Consider the following 15951-nt stretch of genomic DNA (forward strand, 5'->3'; position numbering starts at 1 on the left):
CCTAAGGTTCCCGCAAAATCGTCCGGCCCCGATGCGCCGGAGCGGGGAGGCATCATGTCGATCATCAGAACCCTGGCCCTGACGGGGCTGTCCGCCGCAACGCTTGCTGCCTGCGAACAGCAGGCCGAGCCTGAAGCAACGCCCGAGGCCAACGCAGCCACGGCGCGCACCCTCGATACAGGCGAGGTCGTCGGCTTTATCGAAGAGAACGGCGCGCATGTCTGGCGCGGGCTTCCCTACGCCGCCGACACCTCGGGCGAGAACCGCTGGCGTGCGCCTCAGCCGGTCGGGGCGTGGGAAGGCACCCGCGAGGCGCTCACCTTCTCCGAGCCATGCCCGCAGATCGCGACGCCCTTCACCCAGCTTCCGGGCTTCGTGAACGGAGAGCTTGAGGGCAGCGAGGACTGCCTCGCCCTCGACGTTTACACGCCCGGCGATGTGGGCGAGGGCGACTTGCCGGTCATGGTCTGGATCCACGGCGGCTCAAACGTTTCGGGCGCATCGCAGCTCTATCGCGGCCACAATCTCGCGGTGAATGAGAACGTCATCGTTATCTCCGTTCAGTACCGCCTCGGCCCACTCGGTTTCTTCAGTCATCCGGGCCTCGATGACGATGCGCAGGAGCTGAAAGGCGCGGCAAACTTCGCGATCCTCGACCTCATCGCCGCTCTCGAATGGGTCCAGCGGAACGCTGAAGCCTTCGGTGGCGACCCCGACAATGTCACGATCTTTGGCGAGAGCGCGGGCGCACACAACGTCAATGCGCTGCTCGTCAGCCCACTGAGCGATGACCTCTTCCACGGCGCTATCATCCAGTCGGGTCTCGTCAGCAGCACCACGATCCCTGAGGCTCGCGGTCAGACGGGCGAAGAGCCCAATCCATCCGATATCGTCGTCGATGCGCTCGGTGGTGCCGACAAGCTCCGTACCGTGACGGTCGATGATGTCTTCGCGGCCTATGAGAAGGAAGACGGCCAGTGGATGAACCTGCCGCGAATGATCGAAGATGGCGTCACGATCCCGGCCGAGCCTATGGCTGGTCTCGTCAAGGATCCGTCGGCGATCAAGGACGTGCCGATCATCACCGGCACCAACCGCGATGAGATGAAGCTCTTCTTCGCCTTCGACGAGCGCCTGACCAAGTCAGTGCTCGGCGTCTTCCGTGTGCCCCGTGACAAGGACCTCTATAACGCGGCGTCAGAATACTCCTCCCGCGTCTGGCGAACCCTTGCGGTGCATCAGGTCGCCGGCGCGCTGGTCGATCAAGGCAAGTACGACGTCTACACCTACCGCTTCGATTGGGACGAGGGCGGCAAGTTCCTGATCATGGACCTTGGCGAGCTTCTGGGAGCAGGCCACGCGATCGAGATCCCCTTCGTGTTCAACCGCTTTGACCTCCTTGGCGATGCCGACGGCATCATGTTCAACGACAAGAACAAGGAAGGCCGCGAGGGCCTCAGCCGTGCGATGGGCAGCTACTGGGCCAACTTCGCCCGTGGCGGCATCCCCCGGTCCCGTGCAGGCAGTTGGCGCCCCTATGGCGCGGTGGGCGGCTCGATCGTCCTCGACAGCGAGAATGATGGCGGCATCTCGATGCAGCTCGACGGCGAGACCCTTGAGGACATCAAGGCAGACCTGCTGGTCGACCAGCGCATCACCGATGAGGAACGCTGCGAGATCGCAGGTTCTCTCCTCGGCTGGAGCGACGACAGTGCTGAGGTCTTCGCGCTAGAGAGCTGTCAGTCAGCGGACGATACCCCGATGGCGGCTCGCTAGACGGAACGAGCGCTCCGGGCTATCTGGCGATCAAGCAAGGAGCGCAGCATGGCAGACGCAGGCATCGTCATTGTCGGGGCAGGGCAGGCAGGGGCCGCCGCCGCGACCAAGCTTCGCCAGATGAAGGTGGACGCACCGATCACTGTGATCGGTGCGGAGCCGGACCCGCCTTACGAGCGGCCTCCGCTGTCCAAGGATTATCTCTCCGGCGAGAGGAGCTTTGACAGGCTGCTCATCCGTCCTGAGACGTTCTGGGCGAATCAGGACGTGGCATTCAAGCTGGGCGCGCCGGTTACGGCTGTCGATGCCGAGGCCAAGACGGTGACGCTCGAGGGTGGCGAGACTGTCCCCTACGACACGCTGATCTGGGCCACCGGCGGCTCGCCGCGCAAGCTGGCCTGCCAGGGCGGTGACCTGCCAGGCGTTCATACCGTCCGTTCCCGGATAGATGCCGACCGGATGAAGACCGAGCTTCCGACCGTGAAGCGCGCCATCGTCATCGGCGGCGGCTACATCGGCCTCGAAGCCGCAGCGGTCTTGAGAAAGCATGGCCGGGAGGTGGTCCTCCTTGAAGCCGCGCCGCGTCTTCTCTCTCGGGTGGCAGGCGAAGCGCTTTCTTCCTTCTTTGCAGAAGAGCACGCGCGGCAGGGCGTCGATCTCAGGATCGAGACAACGGCTGACTGCATCGTTGGTGATGCCAAAGCTGAGGGCGTCCACCTTGCTGACGGCTCCGGGATCGAAGGCCAGATGGTGGTCGTCGGCATAGGGATCATTCCCGACGTTGCGCCTTTGGCCGACGCGGGCGCAGAGGTCTCGAATGGCGTCCATGTCGATGCTGAGTGCCGGACCAACCTGCCTGACGTCTTCGCCATCGGCGACTGTGCGCTGCATCCGAACGGCTTTGCTGGCGGAGAGATGATCCGCCTCGAGAGCGTCCAGAACGCCAACGACCAGGCAGCGACCGTCGCCAAGATCCTCGCAGGCAGAGGCGGGGCTTACGAAGCTTTCCCCTGGTTCTGGTCGGACCAGTACGACCTCAAGCTCCAGACCGCTGGACTGAACTTAGGCTATGACGAGGAAGTCCTGCGCGGCGATCCCGACAGCCGCCAGTTCTCCGTGGGCTACTTCCGCGAGGGTCGCATCCTCGCCGTCGATTGCGTCAATGACCCCCAGACCTATGTGGCGGGACGGAAGCTCATTACGGACAGGGTTTCGCCGGATCTCGAAAAGTTCGCCGACCCCAACGTTCCGCTCAAGGAGCTTCTTGGCTGATCAGATCCGCGCACTGATCTGAGCCAAGAGCGAGTTCGCCATAGGCTGCCAGCGCTTCGTCCTGCGCCATCAGGGCCTTCGTCACGCCGTTGGTCCAGCCAAAGCCGTCCTGATTCGGATATTCCCCGCCGCCAGCAGGTTTCCGCTCGGTCACGTCATACTTCTCGACCAGCTTGCCGTCTGTGCAGAAAGTCAGCGCCACGGTCCTTACCCAACGCTCCGCAATCTGATCGCTTAGCTCCGGTGCCACATCCTCGAGCCCCTGCGTCGCCAGCCAGTGAAGCGGTGCCCAGCCATTGGGCGCATCCCACTGCTGGCCACTGCGATAGGGCGTCGTAAGAAGGCCGTAGGGCGCCAGAAGGTGCGCTCGAACGGCCTCGGCTACCTGCTGCGCACGCCCTGAAGCATCGGCTGCGAAGAAGAGCGGATAGACCATCGCAGCCGTGATCCGAGAAGACTGCTGCCCACGGACGAAGTCGTAATCCGTATAGGTCCCAAGCTCTTCATTCCAGAAAGTCTCGTCCATCGCTGCCGCCCGGTCGCGCGCACGGCCTGCGAAAGCCCTTGCACAGCCTGCGTCACGGACCCGCGCACACCCTTGCGCAATCGCATTCTCCAGCCCGTAAAGAAGGCTGTTGAGATCGACGGGCAGCATGTCTGCCGTCTTGGTCGCCGACAGGTCTTGGCCCTCATCGTACCAGCGTGAGGAAAAGTCCCAACCGCTCTCTGCCCCTGCACGCAGGTTGCGATAAACGATGGGAAGCGCACGATCTGTATGCTGAGCGGTCTCGACATCGGCAAGGTAGCTCTCGTCCCTCGGAACCTCGCGGTCGTCGAAGTATCGGTTGAGGATGGAGCCGCCTTCAAGCCGAACCACCCGTGCGCTCGGTGCACCGGGACGGGCGTCTTCCTCGCCGGCCATCCAGAACGCATGCTCGGTCATGAGCGCGTCCAAAAACTCCGCATACGCTGCTGCCGGATCCTCTGGGTCAAGCAGGCTGACCATCATGAAGAAGAAAGGCGGCTGGGAGCGGCTGAGATAGTAGCTCCTGTTGCCGTTCGGGATGAGCCCATAGGCTTCAAGCTCCGCCGCGAAGTTCTCCACCATGGAGCGCCGCAGGGGTGCCTCGTCGCCATCGAGACCAAGCATCGTGAAATAGCTGTCCCAGTAGTAGATCTCCCGGAACCTGCCGCCCGGGACGACATAGGGCTCAGGCAGGGGCAGGAGCGATGCGTAAGGTCCCGCAGCTTCATCGGACTGCCGCGTCAGGACCTCCCACAGCATTCCAATATGCTCCGTAGGCGTACGGCCCTCTGGAAGCGTCAGTTCAGAAGCCCCGACCTCTGCAGGCAGAACAAACCATCCGTCTACGAAGCTCAACAGCTCCGCATCGCTCGACGGAGAGGTCCTGGCATAGTCAGCGAGGATCGCCGACGGCTCCGCGCGCGGCACGGCATCGACCCAGTCCTTGGCGGGAATGATGTCCGCGAGCGCCACCGCTTCGAAGAGCCCCGGGTAGAGTTCCGAAGGCGGCGTCTTCGCCTCCTGCGCGAAGGCGGGGATGCCGGCCAATGCAAAGACCATGGCGATGATGGCAGTCATCTGGCGCATCGCTAACTCCCGGAATTCGTCTCTTTGACGTTCGACCCTTCCAGAGAAGATAGTGCCAACGCAACGCCTTTCGATCATCGCCTCGTCAGGCGAGCGCAGCATGCCTCCGGAAGATCGCGGAACGCTCTTTGTAGTCGGCGTGGGGAGGCTCGCTCGGCGCTGCTGGTGAGAAGAGGATCACACCGTCCTCAGGGCAGGCTTCCTCAGCCTTGGCGATGGCATCTTCAAGCGAGTTCGCCGTCACGCTGGTGGTCATCCGTTGCGCCGCCTCTCCGTAGCCGATCGCCGTGACCTGCGATGCTGCCATGAGGTGCTTGTTGAGCGGCGCATAGTCGATGCCCCGGTCAGCGCCGCCGAGGATCAGGGCGACGGGTTTGCCTGCGAACCGGGCGAGCACCGCGAGGGTCGCTTCAGGGATCGTGGCGAGGGTGTCGTCGATCCACAGGCGCCCATCCTTTGTCGGCACGATCTCCTGCCGATGCGGCAACCCCGTGAAGGCGTGCACGGTTTTCTCCACCGCTTCGCGGAGGTGGTCTTCGCTGAGGAATGCCGTTCCTGCTGCGATGGCTGCGACGAGCGCCTGGCGGAGGGGGCCTGATTGGAAGCCCAGCGCCGGGTCACCGAGATCCGCCGGCTCACCGCCGAGCATCAGGACGCCCTCCGCCGCAGCGACGCTCTCAAGCGGTTTGACGCTTGAGGGGAGTTGATAGCGGTCGATGACGTTCTGAGGCGCCCAGCCCGCAGCGGGTCGCTCCCTCAGGAACGGCCTGAGCTTGGCGAGGTGATAGGCCTCGCGGCTGCCGTGCCATGTGAGGTGGTCTTCGAAGAGACAGGTGATGATGTGCAGATGCTCCGCCTTGGGAAGATCGTGCATCATGTAGGAGGAGAGCTCGAGGATCGGATGCTCTTCCTGCGGAAGGTCCCCGGACAGTGGCGGCTCCCCGATATTGCCGTATCCCGCAGCGGAGAGGCCCGCCTCCTTGAACAGAAGAGTGGTGAGTGCCGTGGTGGTGCTCTTTCCCTTGGTCCCCGTGATGGTCACCGTACCCTTGGGCGCTAGGTCCGCGAGCCACAGCCCAGTCGGGGTCGTGGCTCTCAGGGCGCTGTCGGTCGCAGCGGCGACGATTTCATTCGTAGGCGGAACGCCGGGAGAGCGGAGATAGGTCGCGCCGGGAAGTATCGCGAGCACTTCATCATGGCTGACCGATGGCACGCCCTCAATCGAGCCTCCCCGGTCATCGAAGCAGGACACCTCGTCATCGGTATGCCGAGCAAAGTACCGCGCCGCCGCCTGCGCCTCCGTCCCCGCGCCGTGAAGCAGCACCTTGGTCATGAGAGCTTCAGCGCCGCGTCGTAGAGCTCCTGGGGCAGGGCTCCGCGAGGCATGGGTGCCAGCGCGTCCTCGGCAAGCTTCGCTAGCTCCGCTTCGCTCACTTCTGAGAGCAGCTTTGGGATGATGGTCCTGACCGCCAGCGTCTCTGCGAAGGCCGGCGTCCGTGACGCAAGCGCCAGCGCAGCGCGACATTCATTGATCGTGCCCACACAGTCCCAGGGCTTGTGATCTGACAGGCCACACAGCTCTTCATAGACGGGAAGCAATCCTTCAACGTTGAGCATGATCCGCCCAAAGATCACCTGAGCTTGTTCAGCGCTGATAAATGGCGCGAGGATCAGGGATGTGAAGGCACACTTGGCACAGTCACCGCACCAGCGCTTGTCAGCGTCTCCGGCGAGCCGGAAGTTCCGGTTGCAGCTGGTGAAGCGCGGAAAAGCCTCCTCGATGCGGGCAAACGCCCGTCCGATCCAAAGCTCTGAGAAGGGCCTCAGCACACTGAAGGTCGGTGGTGCGTCGGGCGCTGCCTCCGTGACGGCTGCGCGCACGAGTGCTTCAAACGTGGAGGACTTCGAAAACTGATGGTTCGCGACAACGCCATCGACGTCGAATGTCGGCTCGTCTGCGGAGCGTTCATTGGCGAAGAGGATAGGCCCTGATCCCGTCAGGTAGCCTTCGATCGTCAGTGTCAGGATATTGATCGCGGTGATCGGGACGTGCCCGCTGAACGCATCTTCGAGGGAAAGGAGCTTGGGGTCGAGGCTCCTCCGGACGAGGAGGAGGGGCGAGGGCGCGGTCTTCTGGAGAACCTCCGCTACGGGGTCTGCGAGGTATACGGAGGCGAATTGCGGTGCGCTCCCGGTCGCCAGTTCAACGATCCGCCCGGCGACATAGCTGTCCTTGCCCCCACCGAACGCCACGATGGGCTGCCCGCTTTCAGACTGCGTGCCGAACACCTGAGCTTCGGTGACGTGGCCTTCAAAGACCGTCTGGGGCGGGTAGGTGAGGCCGCTCCTGACGAAGAACTCCGCGAGACCGTCGGTGTAAAGTGCCTCGGCCATGGCCCGGCCGTGTTGTCCGAGAGGCGGGAAAACCACCGTCGTGGCCGCAGCCGCCTTATAGGTACTCACCCCGAGCGCGACCTGTAGGAGGGCGAGGAGCGCCTCCGAAACAGGCTCTCCCGACGAAAAGACCACGCTTTCCGTGAACTTACCGTGGCGAGAGCACACGAACGTGAACCGCGCTTCGTTGCCCTGCCGCTCTATCGGCCCGAAGGAAAAACGGTCGCTTCGCGAGGCTGGGGGGTCTGCAGGACGTGATGCCATGAAACTCTGAGACGCGCTTCGTCCCACCGGGTCAAGGCCTTGGGAGCTTTCGGAGTCTTACAGAGTCAAGATCGTGTCGGAACAAAGACAAAAGACTGCACTTCGCCCTTGCAGCAAGTGTTACAATATCGCCTGCGTAAATGAAACTTGTATGACATCACACCTATTCAGGGGTGATATTCCAAAACAAGATAACAGTTTGGCAGATTCTTATGGACAAGCGCCTTCCTGAGCGGATATGACGCTTCTTGTCTGAAGGGAGGCACGGGTAATGTCTGATTTCTGTTCAAACGACGGTGCAGTTCGGCTCCAATCACTGATCCGCGAATACTGGAAGAAGCAAGGATTCGAGGTGGATGTCCGCCTCGTGCAGGAAGGCTTCGTCTCCACCATGCGGTCCTCGCGCTTCGATGTCCGGAGCAACATGGTTAACGGCATGCCGCGCCGTGAGGAATTCCGGGTCTAAGCACCCTGCGGCAAGGCGAGGACGAGTTCGGGGAGAGCTTCGTAATCGTCAAATACTGGGGCGCCTGCAATCCTCGGATCGCCGGCGCCATATCCTTCTTTGAAGATGAGGCACGGCATCCCGGCAGCTTCCGCCGCGAGAAAGTCCGTCGCCGTATCCCCCAACATGACGCCCCGCTCAGCACCTGTCCGCTCCTTGATGGTCAGAAGAGGAAGAGCTGAAGGCTTTTTCTCCGGCAGGCTGTCAGCGGAAACGATTTCCGCGAACCGGTCCCAGAGGCCGAGATCCTTGAGAAGCGGCTCCGTCAGCCGCTCCACCTTGTTCGTGCAGATCGCGAGGGTCGCTCCGAGGTCGGACAGGCGATCGAGCGCGTCTTCCACGCCGGGGAAGGCATGGGAGTGCTCGCTGATCCTGCTCGCATAATCATCGATATAGTCGAGGACGAGGCGGTCGGCCTCCTCGCCATCCGGGAACACCCTGTCCTGCATCGCGAAACCCCGGGTCAGGAGGGCCCTCGCGCCTTCGCCGACAAGGCCCCGGACCTTGCTCTCATCGATTTCCTTGAGGCCCTCCCGGAGGAGCGCTCGATTCAATGCCGCCGTCAGGTCTGGCGCCGAATTCACGAGCGTGCCGTCGAGGTCGAAGATGCAGACGGTTCCGGAGAGCTTGGCCATGGCTCCTCTATGCCCCTGTTTTTTCCCGTAGCAAGCATTCACAGCTTGTGAGGCGACGCCAACTGGGAAAAAGCCCTATCCCACGCATCCCAAGGGAGCTTTCATGACCAAGGTCGCCGCCATCATCCTCGCCGCCGGACACGGCACCCGTATGCGTTCGGAAACGCCGAAGGTTCTCCACGAGGTCGCGCACCTGCCGATGCTGGGCCACTGTCTCAGGACCGCGCGGACCTTGGGCGCGGAGAACGTCTCCGTCGTCATCGGCGCAGGCGGAGAGAAAGTGCGCAAGGCGCTTGAGACGCTCGATGCCGATGCAGGGGTCGCGGTTCAGGACCCGCCCCAGGGCACAGGCGATGCGGTTACCGCCGCCCTGCCGCTGCTTGAAGGTTTCGAAGGCCACGTCTTGGTCCTCTACGGCGACACCCCGCTCATCACCGCCGATACGTTGGGGCGTCTCCTCGCAGAGCTCGACCAGGGCGCCGAAGTGGCCGTCCTTGGCTTCGAGCCCGAGGATCCCGGCCCCTATGGCCGCCTGATCACCGATGAGAGCGGCGCGCTTCTCCGCATCGTCGAGGCGAAGGATGCAAGCCCTGAAGAGCTGGCGGTCCGCCTGAGCAACTCCGGCGTCATGGCGATGACCAGCCGCGCATTGCGTGAACATCTTCCGCGCATCACCAACGACAATGCCAAGGGCGAATACTACCTCACCGACCTTGTCGGTCTCGCAGGCGAGGCGGGCGGCAAGCTCGCAGCGCTCAAAGGCGATGAGGACGAGGTGCTGGGCGTCAACAACCGGGTCGAGCTGGCCGAGGCCGAGCGTCTCTGGCAGGCGCGGGCGCGCCGGTCCTTCATGGAGGAGGGGGTGACCCTCCGCGATCCGGACACGGTCTATTTTGCTTACGACACCGAGATCGGGACCGACTGCGTCATTGGCCAGAACGTCGTCTTCGGTCCGGGGGTGAAGCTTGAGCCGGGCGTCACGGTGAAGCCCTTCTCCCACCTCGAAGGCGCCACCATGCGTGAAGGCTCTGACGCGGGTCCCTTCGCAAGGCTTCGTCCGGGTGCGGATCTTGGCAAGGGTGCCCATGTCGGCAATTTCGTTGAGATCAAGAAGTCGGTCCTTGGCGAGGGGGTCAAGGTCGGGCACCTCACCTATCTTGGTGACGCAACAATCGGTGCGCGGACGAATATCGGCGCAGGGACGATCACCTGCAATTATGACGGTTTCAACAAGTCGAAGACTGAGGTCGGTGAGGACGCTTTCATCGGTTCGAACACCATGCTCGTCGCGCCAATCTCGGTCGGGAAGGGTGCTTTCACAGGTTCTGGTTCTGTCATCACCAAAAACGTTACCGCAGACGCGCTCGCCGTCGCGCGGGGCAAGCAATTCGAGAAGGCTGGCTGGGCCAATTCCTTCCGTAAAAAGAATAATAAGGGTAGCTAATCATGTGTGGTATTGTTGGGATCGTCAGCGATCATGGGGTTGCCTCGCGTCTCGTCGAGGGGCTCAGGCGACTTGAGTATCGCGGGTACGACTCCGCGGGCATCGCAACCCTGATCGATGGAGAGATCCACAGGAAGCGCGCCGTTGGTAAGCTTTCCGCCCTCGAAACGAAGCTTGAGGCAGAACCCCTCGCGGGCACCACGGGTATTGGCCACACCCGCTGGGCCACCCATGGCAAGCCGACCGAGAAGAACGCCCACCCGCACGGCGGGGCCAAGGTTGCGGTTGTCCACAACGGCATCATCGAAAACTTCAGCCCCCTGAGGAACGACCTCAAAGACAAGGGTGTCACCTTCGAGAGCGAGACCGACAGTGAGGTCATCGCGCGTCTCCTCGAAGACGAACTGGCGCAGGGAAGCGACCCGATGCGCGCGTTCCGCGAGGTTCTCGCCAAGCTTGAAGGTGCCTTCGCCCTCGGCGTTCTCTTCGCAGGTGAGCCGGACGCTATTTTCTGTGCACGGAAAGGGAGCCCCCTCGCGCTCGGCAAGGGCGAAGGCGAGATGTTCATCGGTTCGGATGCGCTGGCGCTTGCTCCGTTCACGAACCGCATCACCTATCTGGAGGAAGGTGACTGGGCTGTGCTTTCTCGCGAGACTGTCGCCATTTTTGACGGCGCAGGCACGCCGGTTGAGCGCGAAGAGACGATCTCTGACGCTTCCGCAGCGCTCGTCGGCAAGGGCCGTCACCGCCACTTCATGGCCAAGGAGATCGAGGAGCAGCCCGAGGTCGTAGCCCATACGCTGACCACCTATCTGAACCCCTCCGAGGGGACGGTGAATCTGCCCGAAACCGGCATCGATTTCTCGAATATCAGCCGACTGACCATATCGGCTTGCGGCACGGCTTATCTCGCTGGCCTGATCTCGAAGTATTGGTTCGAGACCCTCGCCAGGCTCCCGGTCGAGATCGATATCGCGTCCGAGCTCCGCTACCGCGACGTGCCCTACCAGAAGGGCGAGGCGGCGCTGTTCGTCAGCCAGTCAGGCGAAACCGCCGACACCCTCGCAGCCATGCGGCACGCCGCCGAAGCAGGGGTCACGGTGGGCGCTGTCGTCAACGTCACCCAGTCGACCATGGCCCGCGAGGCGGACGCGGTCTTCCCGATCAAGGCTGGCCCAGAGATCGGTGTCGCGTCGACCAAGGCTTTCACCTGCCAGCTCGCAACCCTTGCCTGCCTTGCGATCGCAGCAGGCCGCGCCCGCGGCTACGTCACGCCGGAGCGCGAGGCCGAGCTTTGCGAGAGCCTCCTCAAGCTTCCGCGCCTGATGAACGACGTCCTCGCCCATGCAGAAGAGTTCGACCGCCTCGGCACGCTTCTCCAGCCTGCGCGTGATGTCCTCTATCTCGGCCGCGGTGTCAGCTTCCCGATGGCCCTTGAAGGGGCGCTGAAGCTCAAGGAAATCAGCTATATCCACGCGGAGGGCTATGCCGCCGGCGAGCTGAAGCACGGCCCAATCGCCCTTGTGGATGAGCATGTCCCCGTGATCGTCATCGCGCCCCGCGACGCACATTTCGAGAAGACCGTCTCGAACATGCACGAAGTCATGGCGCGTGGCGGCAAGTGCCTGCTGTTGGCGACAGAAAAGGGCCTCGAGGCTGCGAAAACCGATGAACCGCTCCTTGGCAGCTTCGCGATGCCCGACGTTGATCCGCTCTTCTCGCCGCTGATCTACGCCCTGCCGATCCAGCTCCTCGCCTATCACACGGCCGTTCACAAAGGGACGGACGTCGACCAGCCACGAAATCTCGCCAAGTCCGTCACGGTCGAGTGAGGTAAATCAAGGCTCCGGGAGTATTTCGAGGCAGTGTAACAGCGGGAAACAAACAGTCACTTCGATTGGCCGGTTTCTCCATACATAAGACACACTGCAGGGTTTAGGGGTCTTCCATGTTTGATGAACCGGCCAACGATTTGAGGGCAGCAGCCACCGTGCGCGGAACCGTCCGTCTTGTGGGCGTGGGTCTGCACACGGGTGAAGACTGCGAACTCATCATCGAGCCGGTTCCCGCAGGCCAGGGCATCCGCTTTATCCGTTCGGATCTCGAAGGCCCGATGGCCCAGCGAACCATTGCCGCTGACCCGGCCCTCGTGACCAAGACCCAGCTCGGCACGGTCCTCACAAACGCCCACGGCGCCTCGATCTCGACGGTTGAGCACCTGATGGCTGCGTTTGCGATGCTCGGCATCACCGAAGCTGACGTCTTCATCGACGGCCCGGAAATTCCCATCCTCGACGGCTCCTCCAAGAATTTCCTCGAAGCCATCGAGAAGGTCGGCGTCCGCGTCTACCCGCACACGATCGAGCCGATCGCTCCCAAAGGCGAAGTCACCGTGGCCCAGGGCGACAGCTGGGCGATTGCCGAGCCGCTTCCCGAGGGCTCGGGCGCCGAGGTCATCCTCGACGTGACCATCGACTTCGATCATCCCTCGATTGGCCTTCAGCGCATCATCATCGAAGGCGACCGCGAGACCATCCTCAAAGAGGTGGCCGAGGCCCGCACCTTCACCGAGCTCCGCCATGTCGAAGCTTTGCGTGAGATCGGTCTTGCCCGTGGGGGTTCGCTCGAGAACGCCATCGTCCTCAACGATGAGGGCGTGATGAACGAAGGCGGCATCCGCATGGAGCGTGAGTTCGTGCGTCACAAGGCGCTCGACCTCGTCGGCGACCTCTACCTTCTTGGCGCGCCGCTCGGCTGCAAGATCACGGCGCACAAGCCGGGTCACACGCTGAACACGGCCCTCGCCAATGCCCTCGCAGCGGACGAGCGTGAGAGCTTCGCCCGCGAGCCGATGGTCGCCACGGCCTGAGGCCCTTCAAAATCCTAACCCTTCGACGGCTTCACTTTGCATTTGATGCGATGTGACTCTACACCGTCTCGGCACGACGTCTGCAGGCGTCTGGCGGGTAGGTAGGCTAAGGGGTTCTTCATGTACGTATCGCGTCTCGCATTGGTTGCCGCTGTCGCGCTGGGGCTTTCCGCCTGCGCTGACGACCGGACCGGCACCAACCGTTTCGCCTATGTCGAAGAGCCGGTGGAGCAGCTCTACCGCAACGGCACCGAGAGCCTCGAGACCCGCCGTTACGAAGATGCCATCGCCTATTTCGCAGAGGTCGAGCGCCAGCACCCATACTCCGCCTGGGCTCGCCGTGCGATGCTGATGACGGCGTACACGGAATACCTCACCAACGATTTCGACGCCTCGCTTGAGTCGATCGACCGCTTCCTTGCGATCCACCCCGGCAACAAGGACGCCGGCTACGCCTACTACCTGCGTGCCATGAACCACTATGAGCGCATCCGCGACGTGAAGCGCGACCAGGGGATCACCCGCGATGCCCGCGATGCGCTGATCGACGTCATCCGTCGATATCCGGGTACGGAATATGCTCGGGATGCTCAGCTCAAGCTCGACCTGACCCTCGACCACCTCGCGGGCAAGGAGATGGATATCGGCCGCTGGTATCTCGAAAGGAACCAGCACGTCGCCGCTCTCGGCCGTTTCTCGAACGTCCTCGACAAGTACCAGACGACGTCGCACACGGAGGAAGCTCTCCACCGTTCGGTCGAGGCCTACCTTGAGCTTGGCCTTGTGGAAGAAGCCCGCCGTCACGCGGCATGGCTCGGCCACAATTATCCGAACTCGGAATGGTACGAGGACACCTACCGCGTCTTCCGACGTCACGGGCAGGAGCTTCTGGACCTTCAAGCCGCGAATGCTGGCAATGAGGAAGAACGAGAAGAGCTGACGCCAGAGCAGAAGCTCGAGCGCGCCGGCCGCATCCGCGACCTCGACAACGCGCCGGAAGTCCTCTCGCCGCAAGACGAAGTCGACGTCACCCCGCCGACGATCCCCGGCCAGCCCCCGACGAACTAAGACTAGGTCGGTCGATCTGCTCTCTTGTTTTTGCGCGATCCCAACTGCTTAATGGGAAGTCGGGAGGCACTCATGGCGAAGAAATTCAAAGAAGCGCAGCCGAGCAAGCTCGTCCGCGTAGATGAGCTGGAGGGGATGCACGAACTAACTGTTTGGCGCTCACGCGGCTTCTTTCAGACTCTTGGGCTTCTCCTGGGACCCGGCCTTCTCATCCTCGGAGGCTTCATTACTCCTTACACACCGGGCGGCCTCGTCGTGCTTCTGGTCGGTGCGGTCGTGTTATTCCTGTCTTGGAAGAAGCCGAAAGAGAAGATCGGCTTCGACGATGTGGGGATCAGTAAAGGAAGCAAGCGCTACCGCTATGAGCTGATTGAAGACCTCAAGCTTTCACATGCCTATTCTGAGGGCGTGATCGTCCCGCGGGGGAACATGGCGGCCGCTGCTGCGATGCACACGTCGCAGAATGGGTACTATGTCGCTCTCACCTATGGTGGCACCGAAATCCGCTTAGTCACCGGTCTTCAGCGCACCCCAGGGGAATACGTTTTCCGCGAGATTCTGCGGCTCGCTGAGAATTACGGATTTGTCGAGGCCTAAACTCAGGCCGCGTCCATGACCTCGATGGTGTAGCTCTCCATCACAGGGTTCGCGAGGAGGCGGTCGCACATGGCCTTTGCCTTTTCCTCAGCGTCCGCAGCGTTGGCCGCGTCAGTGATGTCGAGCTCGATCAGCTTGCCCTGACGGACGCCAGCTGCGCCTTCGAAGCCCATGCCGTGGAGGGCGCCTTCGATGGCTTTGCCCTGCGGGTCGAGGACACCGTTCTTCAGGGTGATCAGGACACGGACCTTCATGACGGAGCCTCTCCATTGTTCCTGACGAGCTTCGGCCCGGACTTGTCGCCGGTGCCCTCGTCATCATTGCGCAGGACGCCGAGACGGCGTGCCACTTCGCGATAGCCTTCGACCACGTCACCGAGGTCCTTGCGGAAGCGGTCCTTGTCCATGACTTCGCCGGTGTCGAGGTCCCAGAGGCGGCAGCCATCGGGGCTAATCTCATCGGCGAGGATCAGGCGGACCATATCGTTCTCATACTGACGACCGAACTCCAGCTTGAAGTCGATCAGGCGGATATGCGCCGCTGCGAAGAGACCCGAGAGATAGTCGTTCACGCGCAGCGCATAGGCCATCATGTCGTCAATCTCCTGCGGGCTGGCCCAGCCCCAGGCGGTGATGTGATCTTCAGAGATCATCGGATCGCCGAGCTTGTCGTCCTTGTAGTAGAACTCGACCACGGACCGGGGCAGGGGATCACCCTCCTTGAGGCCCAGCCGCTTGCAGATCGAGCCGGCGGCGACGTTCCGCACGACCACTTCGAGCGGCACGATCTCCACATGGCGGATCAGCTGCTCGCGCATGTTGATGCGCTTGATGAAGTGGGTCGGGATGCCGATGCGCTCGAGGCCCAGCATCACGAACTCTGAGATGCGGTTGTTGAGGACACCCTTGCCCTCCAGCACGGCCTTCTTCTGCGCGTTGAAGGCGGTCGCATCGTCCTTGAAGAACTGGATGAGCGTGCCCGGCTCAGGACCCTCATAGAGGATCTTGGCCTTGCCTTCGTAGATTTGCTTGCCGCGGGCCATGTCTGGCTCCTTCGTCGAATCTTGGAAAGAGCGGGGGCCGATGCCCGTCGCTCCGGAGCGAGCGCTGCTAACACGCATGGCGGATGCGAGCAAAGCGCTTTCATGCGAGGCCGCTGCGCCCTACGTAAGGGGTCAAGAAACGCCACGGGAGCGCGCCATGTCCACCTTCGAAGATCGCAAGAACCGCTTCGAATCGAAGTTCGCCAACGACCAGGAACTGAAGTTCAAGGTCGAAGCCAAGCGCAACCGGAAGGTCGGCCTCTGGGCCGCAGAAAAGCTCGGCAAGACCGCCGACGAAGCTGCCGCCTACGCCAAGGACGTCCAGAAAGCCGACTTCGAGGAAGCCGGTGACGAAGACGTCTTCCGCAAACTCCGCGCCGACCTTCCCAAGGGCGACGTCAGCGACGACGACATCCGCCAGGCCATGAGCGAAGCCCTCGCCGAAGCGATGGACGAAGTTCAGAACGGCTGAG

Annotated in this window: 15 protein-coding genes; 9 read left to right on the forward strand and 6 right to left on the reverse strand. The window is 62.5% G+C overall.

Features of this window, described 5'->3' with window-relative positions; translation table 11 throughout:
- The first annotated feature begins 54 nt into the window (after nt 1–54).
- Entirely contained in the window at nt 55–1776 is a 1722-nt protein-coding gene (locus tag HK107_RS07900) for a carboxylesterase/lipase family protein (protein WP_173198308.1), read from the forward strand.
- A gap of 48 nt (nt 1777–1824) precedes the next feature.
- Nucleotides 1825–3048, forward strand: coding sequence for an NAD(P)/FAD-dependent oxidoreductase (locus HK107_RS07905; RefSeq protein ID WP_173198309.1), 1224 nt, complete (start codon nt 1825–1827; stop codon nt 3046–3048).
- On the opposite strand, the gene treF is transcribed toward HK107_RS07905, so the two are convergent.
- The 3 genes from treF to HK107_RS07920 all read right to left on the reverse strand — a co-directional run bounded on the left by treF (nt 3029) and on the right by HK107_RS07920 (nt 7318).
- The gene (gene treF, locus HK107_RS07910) at nt 3029–4660 is read right to left on the reverse strand and encodes an alpha,alpha-trehalase TreF (protein ID WP_173198310.1); all 1632 of its coding nucleotides are present in this window, start codon (nt 4658–4660) and stop codon (nt 3029–3031) included. The two genes, HK107_RS07905 and treF, sit on opposite strands and share 20 nt — an antisense overlap.
- A gap of 85 nt (nt 4661–4745) precedes the next feature.
- On the reverse strand, nt 4746–5993 hold the full coding sequence (gene murD / locus HK107_RS07915; RefSeq protein ID WP_173198311.1) for a UDP-N-acetylmuramoyl-L-alanine--D-glutamate ligase: 1248 nt from the start codon (nt 5991–5993) through the stop codon (nt 4746–4748).
- Complete coding sequence (locus tag HK107_RS07920) at nt 5990–7318, reverse strand: hypothetical protein (RefSeq protein ID WP_173198312.1); 1329 nt, start codon at nt 7316–7318, stop codon at nt 5990–5992. The genes murD and HK107_RS07920 overlap by 4 nt, the downstream gene beginning before the upstream one ends.
- Before the next feature lie 271 nt (nt 7319–7589).
- Here HK107_RS07920 and HK107_RS07925 point away from each other — a divergent pair, with 271 nt between their 5' ends.
- Nucleotides 7590–7784: a hypothetical protein gene (locus HK107_RS07925; RefSeq protein ID WP_173198313.1), complete on the forward strand. Its 195-nt coding sequence runs from the start codon at nt 7590–7592 to the stop codon at nt 7782–7784.
- Here the strand turns inward: HK107_RS07925 and HK107_RS07930 are convergent.
- Nucleotides 7781–8458, reverse strand: coding sequence for an HAD-IA family hydrolase (locus HK107_RS07930; RefSeq protein ID WP_173198315.1), 678 nt, complete (start codon nt 8456–8458; stop codon nt 7781–7783). The genes HK107_RS07925 and HK107_RS07930 overlap by 4 nt on opposite strands.
- 103 nt (nt 8459–8561) lie before the next feature.
- Here HK107_RS07930 and glmU point away from each other — a divergent pair, with 103 nt between their 5' ends.
- The 5 genes from glmU (at nt 8562) to HK107_RS07955 (ending at nt 14436) form a co-directional block, all read left to right on the forward strand.
- Entirely contained in the window at nt 8562–9902 is a 1341-nt protein-coding gene (gene glmU, locus HK107_RS07935) for a bifunctional UDP-N-acetylglucosamine diphosphorylase/glucosamine-1-phosphate N-acetyltransferase GlmU (protein ID WP_173198316.1), read from the forward strand.
- 2 nt (nt 9903–9904) lie between these two features.
- The gene (gene glmS / locus HK107_RS07940) at nt 9905–11734 is read left to right on the forward strand and encodes a glutamine--fructose-6-phosphate transaminase (isomerizing) (RefSeq protein WP_173198318.1); all 1830 of its coding nucleotides are present in this window, start codon (nt 9905–9907) and stop codon (nt 11732–11734) included.
- A gap of 116 nt (nt 11735–11850) precedes the next feature.
- The gene (gene lpxC / locus HK107_RS07945; RefSeq protein ID WP_173198320.1) at nt 11851–12771 is read left to right on the forward strand and encodes a UDP-3-O-acyl-N-acetylglucosamine deacetylase; all 921 of its coding nucleotides are present in this window, start codon (nt 11851–11853) and stop codon (nt 12769–12771) included.
- A 120-nt stretch (nt 12772–12891) separates the two neighbouring features.
- Nucleotides 12892–13839: an outer membrane protein assembly factor BamD gene (locus HK107_RS07950; protein WP_173198322.1), complete on the forward strand. Its 948-nt coding sequence runs from the start codon at nt 12892–12894 to the stop codon at nt 13837–13839.
- Between the two features lie 72 nt (nt 13840–13911).
- Nucleotides 13912–14436 carry a hypothetical protein gene (locus HK107_RS07955; protein ID WP_173198324.1) on the forward strand — a complete coding sequence of 175 codons (525 nt, stop codon included), beginning with the start codon at nt 13912–13914 and terminating at the stop codon, nt 14434–14436.
- A 2-nt stretch (nt 14437–14438) separates the two neighbouring features.
- On the opposite strand, the gene purS is transcribed toward HK107_RS07955, so the two are convergent.
- Both purS and purC read right to left on the reverse strand, forming a co-directional pair.
- The gene (gene purS, locus HK107_RS07960; RefSeq protein WP_173198326.1) at nt 14439–14690 is read right to left on the reverse strand and encodes a phosphoribosylformylglycinamidine synthase subunit PurS; all 252 of its coding nucleotides are present in this window, start codon (nt 14688–14690) and stop codon (nt 14439–14441) included.
- Nucleotides 14687–15478, reverse strand: a complete 792-nt coding sequence (purC, locus tag HK107_RS07965) for a phosphoribosylaminoimidazolesuccinocarboxamide synthase (RefSeq protein WP_173198328.1) — start codon at nt 15476–15478, stop codon at nt 14687–14689. The genes purS and purC overlap by 4 nt, the downstream gene beginning before the upstream one ends.
- Before the next feature lie 157 nt (nt 15479–15635).
- On the opposite strand from purC, the gene HK107_RS07970 reads away from it, so the two are divergent.
- Nucleotides 15636–15950, forward strand: coding sequence for a DUF1476 domain-containing protein (locus HK107_RS07970; RefSeq protein ID WP_173198329.1), 315 nt, complete (start codon nt 15636–15638; stop codon nt 15948–15950).
- Nucleotide 15951 lies beyond the last annotated feature (1 nt).

The sequence above is a fragment of the Parvularcula mediterranea genome (genome assembly GCF_013085255.1).
Classification (GTDB): domain Bacteria; phylum Pseudomonadota; class Alphaproteobacteria; order Caulobacterales; family Parvularculaceae; genus Parvularcula; species Parvularcula mediterranea.